Annotated in this window: 20 protein-coding genes and 1 tRNA gene; 10 read left to right on the plus strand and 11 right to left on the minus strand. The window is 73.7% G+C overall.

What is annotated here, in order from left to right:
- The first annotated feature begins 15 nt into the window (after positions 1–15).
- The 3 genes from LG379_RS01540 to LG379_RS01550 all read left to right on the plus strand — a co-directional run bounded on the left by LG379_RS01540 (position 16) and on the right by LG379_RS01550 (position 3,961).
- Positions 16–2,676, plus strand: a complete 2,661-nt coding sequence (locus LG379_RS01540) for a DNA polymerase III subunit gamma and tau (RefSeq protein WP_225752836.1) — start codon at positions 16–18, stop codon at positions 2,674–2,676.
- Positions 2,677–2,739: 63 nt separating this feature from the next.
- Complete coding sequence (recR, locus tag LG379_RS01545; RefSeq protein ID WP_225752837.1) at positions 2,740–3,339, plus strand: recombination mediator RecR; 600 nt, start codon at positions 2,740–2,742, stop codon at positions 3,337–3,339.
- Positions 3,332–3,961, plus strand: coding sequence for a DUF5063 domain-containing protein (locus LG379_RS01550; protein WP_225752838.1), 630 nt, complete (start codon positions 3,332–3,334; stop codon positions 3,959–3,961). The genes recR and LG379_RS01550 overlap by 8 nt, the downstream gene beginning before the upstream one ends.
- A gap of 6 nt (positions 3,962–3,967) precedes the next feature.
- On the opposite strand, the gene LG379_RS01555 is transcribed toward LG379_RS01550, so the two are convergent.
- Positions 3,968–5,143, minus strand: a complete 1,176-nt coding sequence (locus tag LG379_RS01555) for an ABC transporter permease (protein WP_225752839.1) — start codon at positions 5,141–5,143, stop codon at positions 3,968–3,970.
- Entirely contained in the window at positions 5,140–6,072 is a 933-nt protein-coding gene (locus tag LG379_RS01560; RefSeq protein ID WP_225752840.1) for an ABC transporter ATP-binding protein, read from the minus strand. The genes LG379_RS01555 and LG379_RS01560 overlap by 4 nt, the downstream gene beginning before the upstream one ends.
- A 182-nt stretch (positions 6,073–6,254) precedes the next feature.
- On the opposite strand from LG379_RS01560, the gene LG379_RS01565 reads away from it, so the two are divergent.
- From LG379_RS01565 to LG379_RS01580, 4 genes are all read left to right on the plus strand, one after another.
- The gene (locus LG379_RS01565; RefSeq protein WP_225752841.1) at positions 6,255–7,061 is read left to right on the plus strand and encodes a TSUP family transporter; all 807 of its coding nucleotides are present in this window, start codon (positions 6,255–6,257) and stop codon (positions 7,059–7,061) included.
- Between the two features lie 192 nt (positions 7,062–7,253).
- Entirely contained in the window at positions 7,254–8,528 is a 1,275-nt protein-coding gene (locus tag LG379_RS01570; RefSeq protein ID WP_225752842.1) for an aspartate kinase, read from the plus strand.
- Between the two features lies 1 nt (position 8,529).
- The gene (locus tag LG379_RS01575) at positions 8,530–9,585 is read left to right on the plus strand and encodes an aspartate-semialdehyde dehydrogenase (RefSeq protein ID WP_225752843.1); all 1,056 of its coding nucleotides are present in this window, start codon (positions 8,530–8,532) and stop codon (positions 9,583–9,585) included.
- An 85-nt stretch (positions 9,586–9,670) separates the two neighbouring features.
- A complete protein-coding gene (locus LG379_RS01580) occupies positions 9,671–10,426 on the plus strand; it encodes an SDR family NAD(P)-dependent oxidoreductase (RefSeq protein WP_225752844.1) in 756 nt (251 codons plus the stop codon).
- A 40-nt stretch (positions 10,427–10,466) separates the two neighbouring features.
- Here the strand turns inward: LG379_RS01580 and LG379_RS01585 are convergent, their stop codons facing one another.
- The 8 genes from LG379_RS01585 to LG379_RS01620 all read right to left on the minus strand — a co-directional run bounded on the left by LG379_RS01585 (position 10,467) and on the right by LG379_RS01620 (position 18,943).
- Complete coding sequence (locus LG379_RS01585) at positions 10,467–10,964, minus strand: NUDIX domain-containing protein (RefSeq protein ID WP_225752845.1); 498 nt, start codon at positions 10,962–10,964, stop codon at positions 10,467–10,469.
- On the minus strand, positions 10,930–11,775 hold the full coding sequence (locus LG379_RS01590; protein WP_225752846.1) for a putative protein N(5)-glutamine methyltransferase: 846 nt from the start codon (positions 11,773–11,775) through the stop codon (positions 10,930–10,932). The genes LG379_RS01585 and LG379_RS01590 overlap by 35 nt, the downstream gene beginning before the upstream one ends.
- A gap of 14 nt (positions 11,776–11,789) precedes the next feature.
- Positions 11,790–12,821, minus strand: a complete 1,032-nt coding sequence (locus LG379_RS01595) for a TIGR03842 family LLM class F420-dependent oxidoreductase (RefSeq protein ID WP_225752847.1) — start codon at positions 12,819–12,821, stop codon at positions 11,790–11,792.
- A gap of 9 nt (positions 12,822–12,830) precedes the next feature.
- Entirely contained in the window at positions 12,831–14,249 is a 1,419-nt protein-coding gene (hydA, locus tag LG379_RS01600; RefSeq protein WP_225752848.1) for a dihydropyrimidinase, read from the minus strand.
- 28 nt (positions 14,250–14,277) lie between these two features.
- Positions 14,278–15,126, minus strand: a complete 849-nt coding sequence (locus LG379_RS01605; protein WP_225752849.1) for a nitrilase-related carbon-nitrogen hydrolase — start codon at positions 15,124–15,126, stop codon at positions 14,278–14,280.
- 236 nt (positions 15,127–15,362) lie between these two features.
- Positions 15,363–15,436: transfer RNA gene (locus LG379_RS01610), tRNA-Pro, on the minus strand.
- A 95-nt stretch (positions 15,437–15,531) separates the two neighbouring features.
- Positions 15,532–16,443 (minus strand): metallophosphoesterase, encoded by a 912-nt coding sequence (locus tag LG379_RS01615; protein ID WP_225752850.1) that lies wholly within the window; start codon positions 16,441–16,443, stop codon positions 15,532–15,534.
- A 4-nt stretch (positions 16,444–16,447) separates the two neighbouring features.
- The gene (locus LG379_RS01620; protein ID WP_225752851.1) at positions 16,448–18,943 is read right to left on the minus strand and encodes a transglycosylase domain-containing protein; all 2,496 of its coding nucleotides are present in this window, start codon (positions 18,941–18,943) and stop codon (positions 16,448–16,450) included.
- A gap of 140 nt (positions 18,944–19,083) precedes the next feature.
- Here LG379_RS01620 and LG379_RS01625 point away from each other — a divergent pair, with 140 nt between their 5' ends.
- From LG379_RS01625 to LG379_RS01635, 3 genes are read left to right on the plus strand one after another with little or no spacing between them, the layout of a single operon-like run.
- The gene (locus LG379_RS01625) at positions 19,084–19,503 is read left to right on the plus strand and encodes a WhiB family transcriptional regulator (protein WP_225752852.1); all 420 of its coding nucleotides are present in this window, start codon (positions 19,084–19,086) and stop codon (positions 19,501–19,503) included.
- Positions 19,504–19,526: 23 nt separating this feature from the next.
- Positions 19,527–19,691, plus strand: coding sequence for a DUF4177 domain-containing protein (locus LG379_RS01630; protein WP_225752853.1), 165 nt, complete (start codon positions 19,527–19,529; stop codon positions 19,689–19,691).
- A 1-nt stretch (position 19,692) separates the two neighbouring features.
- Positions 19,693–20,196: a RidA family protein gene (locus tag LG379_RS01635; protein ID WP_225752854.1), complete on the plus strand. Its 504-nt coding sequence runs from the start codon at positions 19,693–19,695 to the stop codon at positions 20,194–20,196.
- Here LG379_RS01635 and LG379_RS01640 read toward each other — a convergent pair.
- The gene (locus LG379_RS01640) at positions 20,193–20,870 is read right to left on the minus strand and encodes a Crp/Fnr family transcriptional regulator (protein ID WP_225752855.1); all 678 of its coding nucleotides are present in this window, start codon (positions 20,868–20,870) and stop codon (positions 20,193–20,195) included. The genes LG379_RS01635 and LG379_RS01640 overlap by 4 nt on opposite strands.
- Between the last annotated feature and the right edge of the window lie 24 nt (positions 20,871–20,894).

A 20,894-nucleotide genomic window follows, 5' to 3' on the forward strand; every position in this document is an offset into this window, starting at 1 on the left:
CGTAGGGTTCCCTCCGTGACGACCGCCCTCTACCGCCGCTACCGGCCGGACACCTTCGCCGAGGTGATCGGCCAGGAGCACGTCACCGAGCCGCTCATGCAGGCGCTGCGCACGGGCAAGGTGACCCATGCGTACCTGTTCAGCGGCCCCCGCGGCTGCGGTAAGACGACGTCGGCGCGCATCCTCGCCCGCTGCCTCAACTGCGCGCAGGGACCGACGGCGACGCCCTGCGGCGAGTGCGACTCGTGCGTGGAGCTGGCCCGCGGCGGGGCGGGGAGCCTGGACGTCGTCGAGATCGACGCGGCCAGCCACAACGGCGTCGACGACGCGCGGGACCTGCGCGAGCGTGCGGCGTTCGCCCCCGCCCGCGACCGGTACAAGGTGTTTATCCTCGACGAGGCGCACATGGTGACCCCGCAGGGCTTCAACGCCCTGCTGAAGATCGTCGAGGAGCCACCGCCGCACGTGAAGTTCATCTTCGCGACGACGGAGCCGGACAAGGTCATCGGGACCATCCGCTCCCGGACCCACCACTACCCGTTCCGGCTCGTCCCGCCGGACGTCCTCACGCCGTACCTGGACCAGGTGTGCGCGGCGGAGCAGGTGCCGGTCGGTCCGGGCGTCCTGCCGCTGGTCGTGCGGGCGGGCGGCGGGTCCGTGCGTGACTCCATGTCGGTGCTCGACCAGCTGGTGGCCGGCGCGGACGAGCGGGGCCTGGACTACGAGCGGGCCGTGGCGCTGCTCGGCTTCACGCACGCCGCGCTCCTCGACGACGCCGTCGACGCGATCGCGGTGCGCGACGGGGCGAGCGCGTTCCGCGTGGTGGACCGGGTGATCTCCTCGGGGCACGAGCCGCGGAGGTTCGTCGAGGACCTGCTCGAGCGGCTGCGCGACCTCATCGTCATCGCGGCGTCCGGAGAGGCGGCGCGTGCGGTGCTGCGCGACGTCCCGGCCGACCAGATGGAGCGCATGGCGGACCAGGCGGCGACCCTGGGTCCGGCGGAGCTGTCCCGGTCCGCCGACCTCGTCAACGACGCCCTCACCGAGATGACCGGGGCGACCTCGCCGCGGCTGCACCTCGAGCTCCTCGTCGCGCGGCTGCTGCTCCCGGCCGTCGACGACGGCGCCCGGGGTCTCGTCGCACGCCTGGAGAAGCTGGAGCGGGACGTGGTCGGGGGCGTCCGGGTGGCGCCTGCGCCCTCGGCGGCACCGCCGCCCGCCGCGACGGGGCCTGCGGCGACCGCCGTCCCGGGGACGCCGGCACGCACCACCACGGCGACGGGACCCACCGCACCGGCGGACGACCTGGCACCTCCGGCACCTCCGGCCCCGCCGGACCGGCCTCAGGCGGCGGTGGGCGTTCCGGATGCACCGGCGCGCGAGAGGGACGACAGCCCGCGGCCCGACGCCCGGGCCGAGGCGACGATCCCCTCGCACGAGGACGAACCGTCGCGTTCGCACGAGGACGGACCGTCCGTGCCTGAGCCCGTGCGCGAGCGGCAGTCGGACCCGGCGCGCCCGTCGGGCGCGCCGGCAGCGCCACAGGCCGACGCGGCGCCTCAGCCGGAGGCTCAGCGCGGGACGGCGCCCCGGCCGGAGGCGCAACGCGAGACGGCGCCCCAGCCGGAGGCGCAGCGGGTGCCGCAGCCGGAGCCGGTTGCGCCGCAGCCCAGCGCGGCGGCGGGCACCAGCGGCCTGGACGCGGAGACGGTCCGACGCCGGTGGCCGGAGGTCCTCCAGACGCTCAAGGGTCTGCGGATGGCCACGTGGGTGCTCGTCAGCCAGAACGGGCACGTCGCGGAGCTGTCGGAGGGCCGCCTCTCCCTGGCGTTCAACACCCCGCAGCTCGCCACCACGTTCCGCACGGGCAACCACTCCGACCACGTCAAGCGCGCGCTGCACGAGACGCTCGGCCTGGAGGTCCGGGTGGAGACGACCATCACGGGTGACGGCGTGCCCCCCGCGGCGCCGGCCGGGGAACCGGCTGGGTCCGGCCCCGCGCCGGCACGGCCCTCCGGCGACGACCGGCGGCGGGCCATCTCCACCGAGGAGGCGGCGGCGTCCTGGGACGCACCACCTGCGCCGCGCCGCGCACCGCAGGCCGCTCCCGACGACGCACCGGCGCCCGGCGGCGCACCGTCATCGCGCGGTGGCCAGCGCGATGACTCCAGTCCTGGGTCGGCCGGCTCCGCCGCCGGCGGGACGTCGTCGCGTGGTCGCGCCTCGGGCGCAGGCAGCACCGCTGGTGCCGGTGCCGATCGCACCGCCGATCCCACTGGGGGTGCCACGGACACCTCCCGTGGTGGCACGGGAGGCCGGGGAGCACCCTCCCGTGCCGTGACGCCCGACGACGAGCCCCCGCCGCCCTGGGACATCCCCCCGCCCGACGAGGAGCCGTTGCCCGACGGGCCGGTGCCGGATCCGTACGGACTCAGGACGACCGGTGGCTCCCGCGGCGGCTCGCCGTCGGCGTCCTCACCCGCGTCCGGCACGGGCCGCCCCTCAGGGGCCGGTGGACGACGCGCGGCGCCGTCGGCGACCGCTCCGCGCTACGACGACGGCGAGGACACCGACCCGGACGACCCCGACCTCAGCTCCACGGGACTGGTCGGTGCACCCCTCATCGCGCAGATGCTCGGGGGCACCGTCATCGACGAGGTCCCCGAGGAGAGCTGAGCAGCCGGACGGCGCGCTCTCAGCAACGGGGCCGCCGGACGCCGTCCGCACTAGGCTGACCGTGTGTACGAAGGCGCGGTGCAGGACCTCATCGACGAGCTCGGGCGGCTGCCCGGGGTCGGGCCCAAGAGCGCGCAGCGCATCGCGTTCCACCTCCTCGCGACTGACCCCGCGGACGTCCGCCGGCTCGTCGACGCGCTGACCGAGGTCAAGGCGCGCGTCCAGTTCTGCTCGGTGTGCGGCAACGTCGCGCAGGAGGAGATGTGCCGCGTGTGCCGCGACCCGCGCCGCTCCCTCGCCGTCATCTGCGTGGTCGAGGAGCCCAAGGACGTCGTCGCGATCGAGCGCACCCGGGAGTTCCGCGGCAGGTACCACGTGCTCGGCGGGGCCATCAACCCGATCGACAACGTCGGCCCCGACGACCTGCGCATCAAGGAGCTCCTCACGCGCCTCGCCGACGGCCAGGTCACCGAGGTGATCCTCGCCACCGACCCCAACGTCGAGGGCGAGGCCACGGCCACGTACCTCGCGCGCCTGCTGGTCCCCATGGGCCTGCGGGTCACCCGTCTCGCGTCCGGCCTGCCGGTGGGCGGAGACCTGGAGTACGCCGATGAGGTCACGCTCGGGCGGGCCTTCGAAGGACGGAGGCAGATCAGTGCCTGACACCCCCGGTATCCCTGAGCAGGCGAGCGGCCCTGACGAGCGCGACCCCGCCGGCCTTCCGGTCGAGGCCCCGCCGGACCTCGCCGAGGTCGCCGCCTCCGTCTCGGAGGAGGCGCGGGCCTTCGTCACCACGGTCACCGAGGTGGCCGCCGGCACGAACCCCGAGGTCGCGATCCCGCTGCTGCTGCTCGCCGTCTCGGACGTCCTCGCGGCCGGCGCCCGCCTCGGGGCGATGGTCGACATCGTGCCGCCGGAGCGCTTCGAGCCCGACGTCGGCCCCGACGCCGACCTCGACCCGCTGCGCGCCGCCCTGGAGAACGTCTTCGAGGGCCTCGACGCGTACGTCGAGGTCGACGACCCGCTGCTGGGTGAGTCGCTCGTCTCCTCGTCCGTCTCCGGGGACCTCGTGCTCATCGCCGGGGCGCTCGTCCAGGGCCGCCGGCACTTCGACGCGGGGCAGACGCTCGAGGCCCTGTGGTGGTGGCAGTACTCCTACCTCGCCAACTGGGGCGAGCGGGCCTCCGCCGTCCTGCGCGTGCTCCAGGTGATCCTGGCGCACCTGCGCCTGGACGTGGACGACGAGGTGGCCGCCGAGGCGGAGTTCCAGGCCCTCCACCCCTGACCGGCGTCAGGCGACGCGGGTGCCGCGCGGCAGCTTCGCCTGCGGGATCGTCAGGCGCCGCACCGCGAGGACGACGCCCGCCGCACCGAGCAGCAGGTTGAACACCAACCCCCACGGCCACACGGCACCGAGGGCGTCGGCGCGTTCCCGGCTCTCCCGCTCCCGCTCCTGCCAGTCCTGCGAGCTCCAGCACTCGTCGAGGGGCTCCTGGGCCCCCAGACGCGCGAGCCGGACGCCGTAGCGGATCCCCGTCATCGGGTCGGCGATCTGCGTGTCGTCGGCCGCCGGCGGCAGCGCGTCCGCGACGACGACGAACGGGTTGACCGCGAGCAGCCACCACGTGCGCTCGGTGTGCGTGACGTACCGCTCCTCCTCGCCCAGCTCGCACGGGATCTCCTCCGACGGCCGGCCGTTCTCGTCGAAGGTGATGTCCCGGCCCGGCGCCCACCGCTCCGTCCGGACCTGCACCCGCTCCTCGCCGCTGACCAGCGGCACGCTGAGCCCGAACACGATGAGCGACACGACCGTCAGCCCGGCGATCGCCACGTAGGTGAGGACGGCGGACCCGGCCGTGCGCGCGGTCAGCGCCGAGAACCCGAGGCCGATCGCGCAGACCACGGCCAGCACCACCGCCAGCAGCAGCACCGTCGTGACGAGCCCGACGAACGCCGTCCCGCCGGTCGCGAACGCCCACACGATGAACGGCACGGAGACGGCGAGGAAGGCCAGGGACGCCACCCATGACGCGAGCAGCTTGCCGAGCACGATCTCCGCGGGGCTCAGCAGCGTGACCTGGAGCGTCGCCAGCGTCCCGTTGGACCTGTCGCCGTTGATCGACGTCGCGGACAGCGTCGGGGAGACCAGCAGCCCGAGGAACAGCACGAAGAACACGATGAAGCCGAACATCGTGCGCCCGGCGGTCGCGTCGACGGTGGGGTCGGCGCCCATGTCGTCGACCATCTGCCGCGCCACGAAGAACGTCAGGGTGGTGACGACGCCGACGACGACGCCGAACACGACCAGGGAGACGATCCACCGCGTCGACCGCACGCGCTGGCGCAGCTCGAGGGTCGCGACGGTGCGCACGCCGGCCCACGTGAGCGACCACGTGCCCGTGTGCCGCACGGGCGGGGGAGCGGCGCCGTCGTCGGGCGCGATGCGGGGCTGGACCTCGGTGCTCATCGCCGCTCCTCCTCGAGGGCCAGGTACGTCGACTCCAGCGCGCCGGTCGCGGGGCTCAGCGCGGTGACCGGCACGCCGGCGCCGACGGCGTCGCGCAGCAGGGCGGCCGCCGCCTCCTCGCTCTCGAGATCGACGACGACGCCGCCTGCCCCCTCGGCCGGCGCGGCGAACGGCTCCTCCGCGCGCCAGGGCACACGCCGGTCGTCGAGCCAGTGCACGAGCCCCCGCTGCGACAGCGCGCGGACGCGCCACGGCCGGCGGGTCGTCACGGCGTCGTGGACGGACTGCGTCGCGACGGTGCGGCCCGCGGAGAGGAAGACGGCGTCGTCGGCCATCTCGTCGAGCTCGGTGAGGACGTGGCTGCTCACCAGGACGGTCTTCCCGCGGCTGGCCAGGTCGCGCAGCAGCACACGCAGGTCGACGCGGGAACGGGGGTCGAGGCCCGACGCGGGCTCGTCGAGGAGCAGCACCTGCGGGTCGTGCACGAGGGCCCGCGCGAGCCCGAGCCGCTGCTTCTGCCCGCGCGACAGCACGTGCGCGGGGCGGTCGGCGTACTCGGCGAGGTGCACCGTGGTGAGCAGGTCCGCGACCCGGGCGCGGGCGACCTCACCGGTTACGCGGTACGCCGCCGCGAAGGTGAGCAGCACCTCGCGGGCGGTGAGGGAGTCCCACGTGCCGAAGACGTCGGGCATCCACCCGGTCACGGCCCGTGCGCCTCGGCTGTCCGTGAGCGGGTCGACCCCACCCACCCGCACCGTTCCCGCGTCCGGCCGGAGCAGCCCGGCCAGGACGAGGAGCAGCGTCGTCTTCCCCGACCCGTTGGGTCCGATGAGCGCGGTCACGCGGCCCGGCCGCGCGACGAGGTCGACCCCGTCCACCGCGCGGACCGCCCCGAACGACCGCCGGACGCCCTGCGCCTCGATCGACATGCTCGAACGCTAGGGGAGGGGCCCAGGTCCGCGGGGGTGAACCGCCGTGCAGATCCGGTGAGCGTTCGGCGGTCGGCGTGAAGGCTCGCGTGAAGGGTCGCGAGACGGCTCGGCGGCGGGCGGGCGACGTCCCGGGCCCTCGGACGACGGCGTCCCGTCGCGCCTCGTGATAGGAAACCCGCGTGCAGCCCGCGGACGTCGAGGTGCTCACCACAGGCCTCGAGCTCGCCACCGGGACCGTGGTGCTCCTCGTGCTCGCCGGGTTCCTCGCCGGGTGGGTGGACGCCGTCGTCGGCGGCGGTGGCCTCGTGCAGCTGCCCGCGCTGCTGCTCGTCCCGGGGATCACCCCCGTCCAGGCCCTCGCGACCAACAAGGTCGCGAGCATCATGGGCACCTCGACCAGTGCCGTGACGTACTACCGGCGGGTCCGGCCGGACCTGCGGACGGCCGTCCCGATGGGCCTGGCGGCGCTCGCGGGCGCCGCGGGGGGCGCGGCGCTCGCCGTCCTCCTCCCGGCGCAGGCGATCCGCGTCGTCGTCCTCGTCGCGCTCGTGGCCGTGTTCGGCTACACGGTGACCCGGCCCGCCGTCGGGCGGACGACGGCGCTGCGCTGGTCCGGCCGGCAGCACCTCGGTGCGGCCTCCCTGCTCGGGGCGGCGATCGGCGTCTACGACGGCCTCGTCGGCCCGGGCACGGGGACCTTCCTCGTCATCGGCCTGGTGGCCCTCATGGGGTACGCGTTCCTCGAGGCCTCCGCCAAGGCGAAGATCGTCAACGCCATGACGAACCTCGGGGCGCTGCTCGTGTTCGTCCCGCAGGGCGCGCCGCTGTGGGGCCTGGGCCTGCTCGTCGGTGTCGCCAACATCGCGGGGGCGTACCTCGGGTCGCGGATGGCCATCGCGCGGGGCAGCGCGTTCGTGCGCGTGGTGTTCCTCGTCGTCGTCGGCGGCCTGATCGTGCGCCTGGCGTGGGACGTGCTCGTCGGCTGACCTCGCCCGCCCGCCCGCCCGCCCGCCCGCCCGCCCGCCCGCCCGCACCCGCACGTCGCCCGACCTCTCAGCAGAGCCATCCGGATCGTGAAACCCCCGCTGTCCGGATCGTGAACCCGCTTACCATCGTCGAGCCGGGGCCCGCCGTCGCGCTCGCGGTCCCCCCGAACCGACCCCACCAACGGAGCAACCGTGGGCCTCATCGTGCAGAAGTACGGCGGCTCGTCCGTCTCGGACGCCGCGAGCATCAAGCGCGTCGCGAAGCGGATCGCCGAGGCGAAGCGCGCGGGGGACGACGTCGTCGTCGTCGTCTCGGCGATGGGGGACACCACCGACGAGCTCATCGACCTCGCCAACCAGATCACCCCGCTGCCCCCGTCGCGGGAGATGGACATCCTGCTCACCGCCGGTGAGCGGATCTCCATGTCGCTCCTGGCCATGGCGATCGCGAACCTCGGGGTCGAGGCGCAGTCCTTCACCGGCCAGCAGGCCGGCGTCCTCACCGACGACGTGCACGGCCGTGCTCGCATCATCGACGTCCGCGCCAGCCGGATCCGGCAGGCGATCGACGGCGGCGCCGTGGCGATCGTCGCGGGGTTCCAGGGCGTCAACGAGCTGACCAACGACGTCACCACGTTGGGCCGCGGCGGCTCGGACACGACGGCCGTCGCGCTCGCCGCCGCGCTCAAGGCCGACGTCTGCGAGATCTACACCGACGTCGACGGCGTCTTCTCCGCGGACCCGCGCATCGTGCCGGCGGCCCGCAAGCTCGACCGCGTCACCTACGAGGAGATGCTCGACCTGGCGGCCAGCGGCGCGAAGGTGCTCGTGCTGCGCTGCGTCGAGTACGCCCGCCGCAACCACGTCCCCATCCACGTGCGCTCGTCCTTCTCGGGTCACGTGGGAACCCTCGTCACCGACGAGGTCGTCGAAGGAGAGGACAGCATGGAGCAGCCGATCATCTCCGGCGTCGCGCACGACCGGAGCGAGGCGAAGATCACCGTCGTCGGTGTGCCCGACGTCCCGGGCACGGCCGCGCAGATCTTCGAGGTCGTCGCGGCGGCGGACGTCAACATCGACATGATCGTCCAGAACGTGTCGGCGGCGAGGACGGGACTGACGGACATCTCCTTCACGCTGCCCGCCGCCGACGGCCAGCAGGCGACGGAGGCGCTCGCCGCCGCGCAGGAGAGCGTCGGCTTCGAGTCGATCCAGTACGACGACACCATCGGCAAGCTGTCGCTCGTCGGCGCGGGCATGAAGTCGCACCCCGGTGTCTCGGCGAAGCTCTTCGGGGCGCTGCGCGACGCCGGCATCAACATCGAGATGATCTCCACCTCGGAGATCCGGGTCTCGGTCATCACGCGCTCGGACCAGCTGGACGACGCGGTGCGCGCCGTCCACACGGCGTTCGGGCTCGACTCCTCCGAGGGCGAGGCCGTGGTCTACGGCGGGACGGGGCGCTGACATGGCACAGGGACTGAACGTCGCGGTCGTCGGCGCGACCGGTCAGGTCGGCCGCGTCATGCGGCAGCTGCTGGAGGAGCGCGACTTCCCGGTCGCGAGCATCCGGTTCTTCGCCTCCGCCCGCTCCGCCGGCACGACGCTGCCGTGGAAGGGCGAGGACGTCGTCGTCGAGGACATCGCCTCGGAGGACCTCTCGGGCATCGACGTCGCGCTGTTCTCCGCCGGCGGCGGCCCCTCGCGCGAGCACGCGCCCCGCTTCGCGGCGGCAGGGGCGCTCGTCATCGACAACTCGTCCGCGTGGCGCAAGGACCCGGACGTGCCGCTGGTCGTCAGCGAGGTGAACCCGGACGACGTCGCCGGCGCGGTCAAGGGCATCATCGCGAACCCGAACTGCACGACGATGGCCGCGATGCCGGTGCTCAAGCCGCTGCACGACGAGGCCGGGCTGCGCCGCCTCGTGGTGTCCACCTACCAGGCGGTCTCCGGCAGCGGCGTCGCGGGCGTCGCCGAGCTCGAGGGCCAGGTGCGCGGCGTCGTGGACGGCGACATCGCCGGCCTCGCGCGCGACGGCGGCGCGGTCCAGCTGCCCGAGCCCGGCGTGTACCAGCGCCCCATCGCGTTCAACGTCGTCCCGCTGGCCGGGTCGATCGTCGACGACGGCTCGCTGGAGACCGACGAGGAGCAGAAGCTCCGCAACGAGAGCCGCAAGATCCTCGGCATCCCCGACCTGCTCGTCGCCGGCACGTGCGTGCGCGTCCCCGTGTTCAGCGGGCACTCGCTGTCGATCAACGCCGAGTTCGAGCGCCCGCTGTCCGTGGAGCGCGCCACGGAGCTGCTCGGGGCGGCGCCCGGGGTCGAGCTCACCGACATCCCGACGCCGCTGCAGGCGGCCGGTGCGGACCCGAGCTACGTCGGCCGGATCCGTCAGGACCGGAGCGCCCCGGAGGGTCGCGGGCTCGTGCTGTTCATCAGCAACGACAACCTGCGCAAGGGCGCGGCCCTCAACGCCGTGCAGATCGCGGAGGTCGTGGCGGCCCAGCGCCGCAGCGCCGTCTGACCCGGGTCGCTGGCCCGCGCCGCGCCGGCGTGGCAGGGTCGCCCCGACGACGGCGTCGACGGCGACGCCGGGAACAGGGGATGACATGCGGGTCGACGGCGTGGCGGCGGTCGTGACGGGCGGGGCGTCCGGCCTCGGGGCGGCGACGGCGGCGCTGCTCGCCCAGCGCGGCGCGGCCGTGCACGTCCTGGACCTGCCCGCGAGCATCGAGCGCTGCGAGCGGCTGGACGACGTCACGTACCTGCCGGCGGACGTCACCGACCCCGACGACGTCCGCGCCGCCGTCGGCCGCGTGGGCGAGGAGCGTCCGCTGCGCGTCCTGGTGAGCTGTGCCGGGATCGCGCCCGGGGCGCGGGTCCTCGGCAAGGGCGGTCCGCACGACCCGGCGCTGTTCGCGCGGGTCGTCGCCGTCAACCTCGTCGGCACGTTCACGGTCATGACGGCCGTCGCCGAGCGGATGGCGGCGACCGACCCGGACGACGGCGGTCAGCGGGGCGTCGTCGTCAACACCGCCTCCGTCGCGGCCTTCGACGGCCAGGTGGGTCAGGCGGCCTACGCGGCGTCCAAGGGCGGCGTGGTCGCGCTGACGCTGCCGGCGGCGCGGGACCTCGCCCTGCACGGGATCCGGGTGAACACGATCGCCCCGGGGATCGTGGACACGCCGATGATGGCGGGGGTCACCGCGGAGTTCCGCGAGCGGCTGCTCGACACCGTGCCCTTCCCGCGCCGCTTCGCCCGGCCCGAGGAGTACGCGCAGCTCGCGCTGGACGTCATCGAGCACGACTACCTCAACGGCGAGACCATCCGCATGGACGGCGCGCTGCGCATGCCGCCGCGCTGACGCGGTGGCGTCGGGCGAGCGGGGCCGCGGGGTCGCCGGCTCAGCGCGCGAACCACGCCTCCGGCCGCTCGCCCCGACGGACGGCCTCGACGAACGCCACGGTGCGCTCGATCCGCGGGCCCGACGACGGGTTGAGCGGCTTGGGCAGCGCGTCGAGCGGGAACCAGCCGACCTCGGTGGACTCGTCGTCGCCGACCTGCGCCTCGCCGCCGACAGCGCGGCACCAGAAGCAGAGGTCGAGGTACTGCGCGCGGTCACCGTTGGGGTAGAGGACCCGGTCGCTGACGGACACCGCCGTCAGCGCGACGACCTCCACCTCCACGCCCGTCTCCTCCAGCACCTCGCGCGCGGCGGCCGGCGCGGGCTCCTCGCCCGGCTCGAGGATCCCGCTGACGACGGCCCAGCGGCCGTTGTCGGCCCGGCGGCCCAGCAGGACGCGGTCGTCATCGTCGAGGACGACGGCGGAGACCCCGGGGAGCCAGAGCGGGTCGGTGCCGACCTGCTCACGCAGGCGCAGGACGAACTCGGGGATCGGCATCCGGAGACGGTAGCGCGACCGCCGCGACGACGACGGCGTCCTCGCTGCGGACGACGCGCGGACGGAGCCGGTGCGTGGCGAGGACCCGCCGCGCCTGGGGGACCTGGCTCTCGCTCGTCTCGGTGAGGAGGTGGCCCCCCGGGCGCAGCCAGTCGGTCGCCGCCGCGGCGACGCGGCGCAGCACGTCGAGCCCGTCCGGACCGCCGTCGAGCGCGACGCGGGGCTCGTGGTCGCGCGCCTCGGCGGGGAGCAGCGCGACGGCGGAGGCGGGCACGTAGGGCACGTTCGCGAGGAGCAGGTCGACGCGACCGCGCAGGTCCGGCGGCAGGGCCTCGAACAGGTCGCCCTGGCGGACGTGCCCTCCCACCCGCCGCAGGTTCTCCCGCGCGTACCCGACGGCGGTCGGGTCCACGTCCGCGGCGTGGAGCTCGACGTCGTGCGTGGCGGCCACGGCGAGCCCGAGGGCGCCGCTGCCGCAGCACAGGTCCACGACGACGGCGCGCCGCCCGTCGCCGGCCCGCTCGCCCAGGAGACGCCGCGCCTCGAGCACGAGGGCCTCGGTGCGCCGCCGCGGCACGAAGACGCCCGGCCCGACGGCGACGCGCAGGCCGAGGAGCTCCGCCCAGCCGAGGACGTGCTCGAGCGGCTCACCCGCCTCGCGGCGCACGAGCAGCCGCTCCAGGGCGCCGTCGTCGGGGGCCTCCGCGAGCAGGAGCTCCGCCTCCTCCTCGGCCGACACGCAGCCGGCCGCGCGCAGGCGCGCGACCACCCGCCGTGCCCGTGCGTCGACCAGGGTCCCGTCGCTCTGCATGCCCCCATGGTCCGTCACCAGGTCGCGACGACGACCTCCCGCATCGTCGGGATGACCCACTCGCCGTAGGAACGGAGGGTCTCCTCCTTGTTGTCGTGCTGCAGGTAGCCCGCGAACTGCGTCACGCCCAGGTCCCGCAGGGCACGCATCCGCTCGACGTGCTCGTGGTGGGTGCCCAGCACGCAGAAGCGCTCGACGATCTCGTCCGGGACGAACGCCGCGTGCGTGTTCCCGGCCTGCCCGTGCTGGTTGTAGTCGTACGTCTCCCGGGCGGCGACGTAGTCGGTGAGCGCCTGGGGGACGGTCCCGTCGGCGCCGTACCGCTTGACGATCTCCGCGACGTGGTTGCCCACCATGCCGCCGAACCAGCGGCACTGCTCGCGCATGTGCCGGCGCTCGACGGGCGAGTCGCCGTCACCGACGTACATCGGTGCGGCGACGCAGAACGCGATGGTCGACGGGTCCCGGCCCGCCTTCTCGGCCGAGTCGCGGACAGCCCGGATCATCCACTCGGCGATGTCCGGGTCCGCGAGCTGGAGGATGAAGCCGTCCCCCACCTCACCGGCGACCTGCAGCGCCCGGGGGCCGTACGCGGCGACCCACACGTCCAGCCGGGAGCCGTGGCTCCACGGGAGACGGACCGTCCGCCCGCCGACGTCCACCGGCCGGTCGTTGGCGAGCTCCCGGATGACGTGCACGGCGTCCCGCAGGGTCGCGAGGTCGCTGGGGCGCCCGCCGAGCGTCCGCACGGCGGAGTCGCCCCGCCCGATCCCGCAGATCGTCCGGTTGCCGTACATCTCGTTGAGCGTCGCGAACAGCGAGCCGATGACGGTCCAGTCCCGCGTGGCCGGGTTGGTCACCATCGGCCCGACGACGACGCGGCGCGTCGCCGCGAGGATCGCGGAGTAGATGACGAACGGCTCCTGCCACAGCAGGTGGGAGTCGAAGGTCCAGACGTGGCTGAAGCCGTGCTGCTCCGCCTGCCGCGCGAGCTCCACGGTGCGCGACGCGGGCGGGTTGGTCTGCAGGACCACGCCGAAGTCCATCGGACCTCCTCAGGTCAGGTACTGCGAGAGCTCGCGGCGCACGTACCGCCCGTGGCCGGCGCGACCGAGGAACTCGCCGTCGTCGACGACGACCTCCCCGCGGGACAGCACCGTGTCGACGTGACCGTCGATCTCGAAGCCCTCCCAGGCCGAGTGGTCCATGTTCATGTGGTGCGTCCTGCCCACCCCGATGCTCGTGTGGCCGTCCGGGTCGTAGACGACGACGTCGCCGTCGGCCCCGGGCGCGATGACGCCCTTGCGGCCGTACATCCCGAACATGCGCGCCGGGGTGGTGCAGCAGATCTCGACCCATCGCTCGAGGGTCAGCTGTCCGGTCACGACCCCCTGGTAGAGCAGGTCCAGCCGGTGCTCCACCCCGCCGATCCCGTTCGGGATCTTCGAGAAGTCCCCGAGCCCCAGGTCCTTCTGCCCCTTCATGCAGAACGGGCAGTGGTCGGTGGAGACCATCTGGAGGTCGTTGGTGCGCAGGCCCCGCCACATGTGGTCCTGGTGGCCCTCGGCGCGGGACCGCAGCGGCGTGGAGCACACCCACTTCGCGCCCTCGAACCCGGGGGCGCCCAGCTGCTCCTCGAGGGAGAGGTACAGGTACTGCGGGCACGTCTCGCCGAACACGTTGCGGCCGCGGTCCCGCGCCGCGGCGAGCTGCTCGACGGCCTGCTTGGCGCTGACGTGCACGACGTACAGCGGGGCGCCGGTGAGGTCCGCCAGCATGATCGCCCGGTGGGTCGCCTCCTCCTCCATCTGCCACGCGCGCGCGACCCCGTGGAAGTACGGGTCGGTCTTCCCCGCTGCCAGCAGCTGCTCGACGAGCACGTCGATCGCAGGCCCGTTCTCGGCATGCATCATGGTGAGGAGCCCGAGGTCGGCGGCCCTCTGCATCGCGCGCAGGATCTGCGCGTCGTCGCTGTAGAAGACGCCCGGGTAGGCCATGAAGAGCTTGTAGCTGCTGACACCCTCGTCCAGGAGGGAGCCCATGGCCGCCAGCGAGTCGACGTCCACGCCGCCGATGATCTGGTGGAACCCGTAGTCGATGGCGCAGTTCCCGGCGGCCTTGGCGTGCCACGCCTCGAGCCCGTCCTGCACGCGCTCCCCGGTGCGCTGGACGGCGAAGTCGACGATCGTCGTCGTGCCGCCCCAGGCAGCCGCCCGGGTGCCCGTCTCGAAGGTGTCCGACGCGGCCGTGCCCCCGAACGGCAGCTCCATGTGCGTGTGCGCGTCGATCCCGCCGGGGATGACGTACTTGCCCGTGGCCTCGATGACGCGGTCGACGTGGGCTGCGACGTCGAAGCCGAGCAGCGTCGACCCGGGCGCGAGCACGGCGGCGACGGTCTCGCCGTCGATGAGGACGTCGGCGGCGTGGCGACCGGTCGCGTTGACGACGGTGCCCCCTCGGATGAGCGTCTTCACGGTGCCTCCTGCCGACGGGACGGGGTGCTCACGGTGCGGTGATCGGCCCGTAGGCGTCGGGGCGGCGGTCCCGGTAGAACTGCCAGCGCTCGCGGACGGTGCGGATCTGGTCGAGGTCGACCTCCCGGACGATGTACCCGGCCTCCGTCGAGCTGGCGACCTCGCCGACGTGGTTGCCGTCGGGCCCGACGACGTACGACGAGCCGTAGAACGCGACGGCGTCCTCCCCGTACTCGTTGGTCTCGGCGCCGACGCGGTTGTTGGTCGCCACGAAGTACCCGTTGGCGATCGCCGCCGCCGGCTGCTCGATCTGCCACAGCTTGTTCGAGATGCCCGGGGCGCTGGCGTTCGGGTTGAACACGATCTCGGCGCCGTGCAGGCCGAGCACCCGCCAGCCCTCGGGGAAGTGGCGGTCGTAGCAGATGTTGACGCCCACCTTGCCGACGGCGGTGTCGAAGACCGGGTAGCCCAGGTTGCCGGGGCGGAAGTAGAACTTCTCCCAGAACTTCGGCAAATGCGGCAGGTGGTGCTTGCGGTACTTCCCGAGGTACGAGCCGTCCGCGTCGACCACCGCGGCCGTGTTGTACAGGATGCCGGGGGCCTCCTCCTCGTAGACGGGCAGCACCATGACGATGCCGAGCTCCTTCGCGAGGGACGCCAGCCGCTCCACGGTCGGGCCGGGGACCGACTCCGCGTACGCGTAGTACTTGGGGTCCTGCGTGATCCCGAAGTACGGCCCGTAGAAGAGCTCCTGGAACCCGACGACCTGCGCACCGTCGGCCGCGGCCTTCCGCGCGTAGTCCTCGTGCAGGGCGATCATCGACTCCTTGTCGCCCGTCCACGGGGTCTGGGTCAGTGCCACCTGTACGACGCTCATGCAGTCCTCCGGAACCCCGTGCGACCGCGAGGACCCGGGACCGGGATGGCCACGGGCGTCCTCGCCCGACGTGCCGCCTGCCGGGTTTGACCTGGTCACCGGCGTGCTTTCGTCAATCTAGGGCCTGGACCCGCGGCTCCGGAAGCCCCCGCCACGGACGGGCGAGCGGAGCGGCAGCGGGGACGACGAAGGCCCCCGACCTGCGTCTCCGCGCTGGTCAGGGGCCTTCGCTCCTGTCGGGGTGGCGGGATTCGAACCCACGACCTCTTCGTCCCGAACGAAGCGCGCTACCAAGCTGCGCCACACCCCGGTGGAACCCGAGAAGGATAGCCCAGCACCGGCGTCCCGACGTAATCGCCCCCGCTCGTCGGCAGCCCGGCCACCTCAGGTGCTCGACGGTCCGGGTCAGCGCTCGACGAGGGTGAGCAGCGTCGCCTCCGGCCGGCACGCGAACCGCACGGGCGCGTACGGGGAGGTGCCGAGCCCGGCGGAGACGTGCAGCCAGGTGGAACCGCCGCCCCGGGGCTCGTCCGGACGTGCCCCCGGCCACCCGTGGAGCCCCTTGGCTCGACGGGTGTCGAGGTCGCTGTTCGTCGTGAGCGCGCCCCACCCGGGCAGGCAGAGCTGGCCGCCGTGGGTGTGCCCCGCGAGGACCAGGTCGTTGCCGTCGGCGTGCATGGCGTCCAGGGTGCGCCGGTAAGGAGCGTGCGCCACCCCGAGCCGCAGGTCCGGGGAGGGGTGCGCGTCCGGGCCGTCGGGGAACCGGTCGCGGTGGAGGTGCGGGTCGTCCACGCCGACGAGCGCGAGGTCACGGCCGTCGGCGGTGACCACGTCGCGCCGGTTGCTGAGGTCCTTCCACCCGGCGTCCCGGAGGGCCGCGCCGAGCTCGTCCGCGGGCAGCGGCCGCGGCGGCGGCTTCCGCGAGCGGGAGTCGTCCATGAGGTAGCGCGCCGGGTTCTTCGGCACGGGCGCGTAGTAGTCGTTCGAGCCCATGACGAAGGCGCCCGGGACGTCGAGGAACGGGTCCAGCGCCTCGAGGAGGGTCGGCAGCACCTCGGGGTGCGCCATGTTGTCGCCGGTGTCCACGACCAGGTCCGGCTCGAGCTCCGCGAGGCTGCGGACCCAGGCCACCTTGTCGCGCTGGGACGGCGTGAGATGCAGGTCGGAGAGGTGGAGGACGCGCAGCGGGCGTTGCCCCCGCGGCAGCACGGGGACGCTGACGCGGCGCAGGGTGTACTGCCGTGCCTCCACCGTCGCGTACGCCAGGCCGGCCGCACCCGCCAGGGCGAGACCGGCGAGCGTGCCGCGGAGGGTCACCGGCTCAGCCCCCGTTGCCGTTCCCGTTGCCGTTCCCGTTGCCGTTCCCGTTCCCCTGGCCCGGGTCGACCGGGGCCGGCGGTGGCGCGGGTGCCGGAGCCGGCGCGGGTGCCGGCGCCGGGGCGGCGCTGCGTCCGCTCGAGATGTGGATGGTGACGGTGCTGCCGGCGGTGACGCGCCCGCCGCCCGCCGGGTCGGTGTACGCCACGGCCCCGGCCGGGTAGGGGGAGTCCACCGGCGTCTCGCTGACGCGGACGGTGAAGCCGGCCGCCTCCAACGTGTCGACGGCGTTCTGCGCGGAGCGGCCGGCCACGTTCGGCACGGCCACCTGGTCGCCGAAGAGGAGCCGGCTGTTCGGCTCGGGGAACCCCATGGCCGGCATCCCCTCGTGAGCGCGGGTCATGAAGCGGTCCCACGTCGGCGCCGAGATCGTGCTGCCGAAGACGCTGCGGTAGTAGCGGCCGTTGATCTCGATCTGCTGCTGCGGCACGTTCCCGCGCGGGTTGCCGAGCCACACGGCGCTGGCCATCTGGGGCGTGAAGCCGACGAACCAGGTGTGCCAGTTCTCGTTGGTCGTCCCCGTCTTGCCCGCCGACGGCCGGCCCGAGAGCTGGGCCGCCTTGCCGGAGCCGTTGGTCATGACCTCCTGCAGCGCGTAGGTCACCGTGGCGGCGACGGTCGGGTCGATCGCCTGACGGCAGTTCGCCGACGGCACCGGCAGCTCGGTCCCGTCCCGGTCCGTGACGCGCGTGATCGCGATCGGCTCGCAGTGCACGCCGTTGGCGGCGAAGGTCGCGAAGGCCGACGCCATCGTCATCGGGGACACCTCCTGGGACCCCAGCGCGATCGACGGGACGGGCAGCAGCTCGCCACCCTTCGCGCGGTGGAAGCCCACGGCCTCCGCGGTCTCCACCATCGAGCAGAGGTCCAGCTGGGTCACCATCGACATGTAGGCGGTGTTGATGGAGTTGGCGGTGGCCTGCAGGACGGTCATGCGCCCGCGGCCCTCTCCGTCGAAGTTGTTCGGGCGCCAGCCGGCGTCGATGTAGAGGTTCGGGTCGCAGCTCGCGGTGAAGTCCTCGCTGTCGTACTCCCGCCGCTCGCCGTCGACGACCTGGTTGAGGCTCTTGCCCTGCCGCAGCCACTCCGTCAGGACGAAGGGCTTGAACGTCGAGCCCGGCTGGAAGCCCCCGGAGCTGCCGTAGGCGAAGTCGGCGTTGTAGTTGACCGCCGTCTCGCCCGGCACGGGCTCCGTCGCCTCGCGCGGGTTGTACACGCGGTTCTGCGCCATCGCGAGGATCTTGCCGGTGCCCGGCTCGATGGTGGAGATGGCGTGGCCGAGCCCGCTGGGGTCGGCGTTCGGCACGGCCGCGCGGACCTCCTCGTCGGCGATCGCCTGCAGCCGGAGGTCCAGCGTCGTGTACACGTCCAGCCCACCGCGCATGAGCAGCAGGCGCCGGTCCTCCGGCGTCTCCCCGAACTCGGGCGACTGCGCGATGACCTTCGTGACGTAGTCGCAGAAGAACGCGGCACCGCCGGCGGTGACGCAGCCGTTGCCCGGGTCCGAGACCGCGAGCGTGTCGGGGAGCGGGGTCGCCACCCCGGCGTCGTACTCCTCCTGCGTGATCTTCTCCTGCTGGAGCATCGTCAGCAGGACGGTGTCGCGCCGGGCCTGCGCCTTCTCGGGCGCCGTCACCGGGTCGTTCGCGTTGGGTGCCTGCGTGATGCCGGCGATCGTCGCGGCCTGGAGGTAGTTGAGGTCCTTCGCGGAGACCGAGAAGTAGTAGCGCGCCGCGGACTCGACGCCGTAGACCGACGGGCCGAACTGCGCGATGTTGAGGTAGCCCTCGAGGATCTCGTCCTTGGACATGCGCTTCTCGAGCGCGATCGCGAGCTTCGCCTCCTCGAGCTTGCGCGCGATGCCCGCGTTGCCGCTGGAGACCATCGCGTCCTGCACCGCCTGCATGTCCCCGCGGGAGAACGCCGCGTCGATGAGGACGTTCTTGACGTACTGCTGCGTGAGCGTGGAGCCGCCCTCCGTGTCGTTGGAGAAGAGGTTGGTCCGCAGCGCGCGGCCCATGCCCTCGACGTCGACGCCGGCGTGCTCGTAGAAGCGGCGGTCCTCGACCGCGATGACGGCCTGCTGCATGACGGGCGCCACCTCCGCGAGCGGCACCACGATGCGGTTCTGGTAGAAGAACGTCGCGAGCAGCGTCCCGTCCGCCGCCCAGATCCGGGACTGCTGGGAGAGCTCCTGCGGCTCCAGGTCCGTCGGCAGCTCCTCGAAGAGCTCGACGGAGGAGTCCGTGATGGCGCTCGTCGTCGCCACCGCCGGCATGATCAGGCCGGCGGCGAGGACGCCCCCCACGCCGGCGGTGAGCAGGAAGGCGAGGAGGAGGGCGAGCGCCTGGAAGACGTTGACCCGCCGACCACGTCGGGCCGTACCGGACGAGTCGGGGACCGCTGGGCGCGCGGGCGAGGACGGGGCGGACGGCACCATGAGCGACAGGGTACGGGAGCGCCCTGACCAGAGCCTGGGAGACGTGTGGAGCAATCGTGAGGATCATCGGTCCACGCCCAGGTCGCAGCGAGGTGCGAAGGTCCCTGTCGACGCGTTCTCGCCGTCCCTACGGTGGTCGGATGGGGCACACTGCGCACCTCCTCGAGCAGGACTGGACCGCCTACGGGCGCTGCGGGCACGAGCAGCCGGACACGCTGTTCGTCTCCGGGGCCGCCCAGCGCCAGGCCCGGCTCCTGTGCGGGCAGTGCCCGGTCCGGGTGGACTGCCTCGTCGACGCGCTCGACCACCGGGTGCCGTTCGGGGTCTGGGGCGGCATGACCGAGCGCGAGCGGAGGGCGCTCCTGCGCGAGCGGCCCGACGTGGTGTCGTGGCGGGCGGTCGTCGAGAGCGAGCCCGACCTCGTGGCGCCGCTCGTCCGGCGCGGTCGCTCCGTGCGCCGCCTCACCACCGGTGCGCCGGCCCACCCGGCCCAGGACGACGACGACGCAGAGGGTCGCACCGCGGCGCCCGTCGCGGCAGCGGACGGTGCCCCCGCCTGAGACGGCGCGGCTAGGCTCCACGCATGGCCACCACGTGGGAGTACTCCACCGTCCCGTTGATCATCCACGCCACGAAGCAGATCCTCGACCAGTGGGGAGCCGACGGCTGGGAGCTCGTCCAGGTCGTCCCCGGACCCGACGGCACGGGCCTGGTCGCCTACCTCAAGCGCCCCACCGGCGAGCGCTGACGTGGCGGCGGACGGCGACGCCGCAGGCGCGTCGCCCGGCACGGCCGCAGCGCGGCTGCACGAGCTGGGCCTGACCCTGCCCCCGGTCGCCGCACCCGTCGCGGCCTACGTGCCGGCGGTCCGCAGCGGCGACCACGTCTGGACGTCGGGGCAGCTGCCGCTCGTCGACGGCGCCCTGCCGGTCACCGGGGTCGTGGGCGACGGTCCCGACGCGGTCGACCCGGCCGTCGCGAAGGACCTCGCCCGGACCGCGGCGCTCAACGCGCTCGCCGCCGTCGCCGACCTCGTCGGGGACCTCGACGCGGTCGTGCGGGTCGTCAAGGTCGTGGGCTTCGTGGCGAGCGAGCCCGGCTTCACCGGTCAGCCGCAGGTCGTCAACGGTGCCAGCGAGCTGCTCGGCGACGTCCTCGGTCCCGCGGGCGTGCACGCGCGCAGCGCGGTCGGCGTGGCGGCCCTGCCGCTCGGCTCCCCGGTCGAGATCGAGCTCGTCGTCGAGGTGCGCTAGCGGGCTCGCCGTTCGAGCCGCTCCATGTCGATCAGCACCAGCGCACGGCCCTCCCGCCGCACCCAGCGGCGCGTCGTGAAGTCGGCGAGCGCCTTGTTGACCGTCTCCCGCGACGCGCCGACGAGCTGCGCGAGCTCCTCCTGCGTCAGGTCGTGGGCCACCTTGACGCCGTCGTCGGTCCGCTCGCCGAAGCGGCGGGCGAGGTCGAGGAGGGCCTTCGCGACCCGGCCGGGCACGTCGGAGAAGACGAGGTCCGCCAGCGCCTCGTTGGTCCGGCGCAGCCGCCGGGCGAGCGCCTCCAGCAGGTGCTTGGCGACGGGCGGGTAGCGCTCCAGCCAGGCGATGAGCTCGTCGTGGCTGAGCTCGTAGAGGTTCGTCTCCGAGACCGCCGAGGCGGTCGCCGTGCGGGGGCCGGGGTCGAAGAGCGACAGCTCGCCGAACATCTCACCGGGACCGAGGACCGCGAGCAGGTTCTCCCTGCCGTCGTTGGACCGGCGACCGAGCTTCACCTTGCCGGCGCCGATGACGTAGAGGCGGTCGCCCGGGTCGCCCTCGTGGAACGCGGCCTGGCCGCGGGAGAGGCGCACGAGCCGCATCGATCCCAGCAGGGCCTGTGCCGCCTCGGGCTCGATGCCCGCGAACAGCGGTGCCGAGAGCACCACGTCGTCGTCCACGCGTTCCGTCCTTCGTCGGGGTGT

This window comes from Actinotalea sp. Marseille-Q4924, assembly GCF_916618755.1.
GTDB lineage: Bacteria > Actinomycetota > Actinomycetes > Actinomycetales > Cellulomonadaceae > Actinotalea.

Excerpts from the sequence above, each read along its gene's own strand:
- LG379_RS01555 (WP_225752839.1), bottom strand. The coding sequence starts at position 5,143 with ATGAGCACCGAGGTCCAGCCCCGCATCGCGCCCGACGACGGCGCCGCT.
- LG379_RS01560 (WP_225752840.1), bottom strand. The coding sequence starts at position 6,072 with ATGTCGATCGAGGCGCAGGGCGTCCGGCGGTCGTTCGGGGCGGTCCGC.
- LG379_RS01575 (WP_225752843.1), top strand. The coding sequence starts at position 8,530 with ATGGCACAGGGACTGAACGTCGCGGTCGTCGGCGCGACCGGTCAGGTC.
- LG379_RS01580 (WP_225752844.1), top strand. The coding sequence starts at position 9,671 with ATGCGGGTCGACGGCGTGGCGGCGGTCGTGACGGGCGGGGCGTCCGGC.
- LG379_RS01585 (WP_225752845.1), bottom strand. The coding sequence starts at position 10,964 with ATGCCGATCCCCGAGTTCGTCCTGCGCCTGCGTGAGCAGGTCGGCACC.
- LG379_RS01590 (WP_225752846.1), bottom strand. The coding sequence starts at position 11,775 with ATGCAGAGCGACGGGACCCTGGTCGACGCACGGGCACGGCGGGTGGTC.
- LG379_RS01595 (WP_225752847.1), bottom strand. The coding sequence starts at position 12,821 with ATGGACTTCGGCGTGGTCCTGCAGACCAACCCGCCCGCGTCGCGCACC.
- LG379_RS01605 (WP_225752849.1), bottom strand. The coding sequence starts at position 15,126 with ATGAGCGTCGTACAGGTGGCACTGACCCAGACCCCGTGGACGGGCGAC.
- LG379_RS01620 (WP_225752851.1), bottom strand. The coding sequence starts at position 18,943 with ATGGTGCCGTCCGCCCCGTCCTCGCCCGCGCGCCCAGCGGTCCCCGAC.
- LG379_RS01625 (WP_225752852.1), top strand. The coding sequence starts at position 19,084 with ATGGGGCACACTGCGCACCTCCTCGAGCAGGACTGGACCGCCTACGGG.
- LG379_RS01630 (WP_225752853.1), top strand. The coding sequence starts at position 19,527 with ATGGCCACCACGTGGGAGTACTCCACCGTCCCGTTGATCATCCACGCC.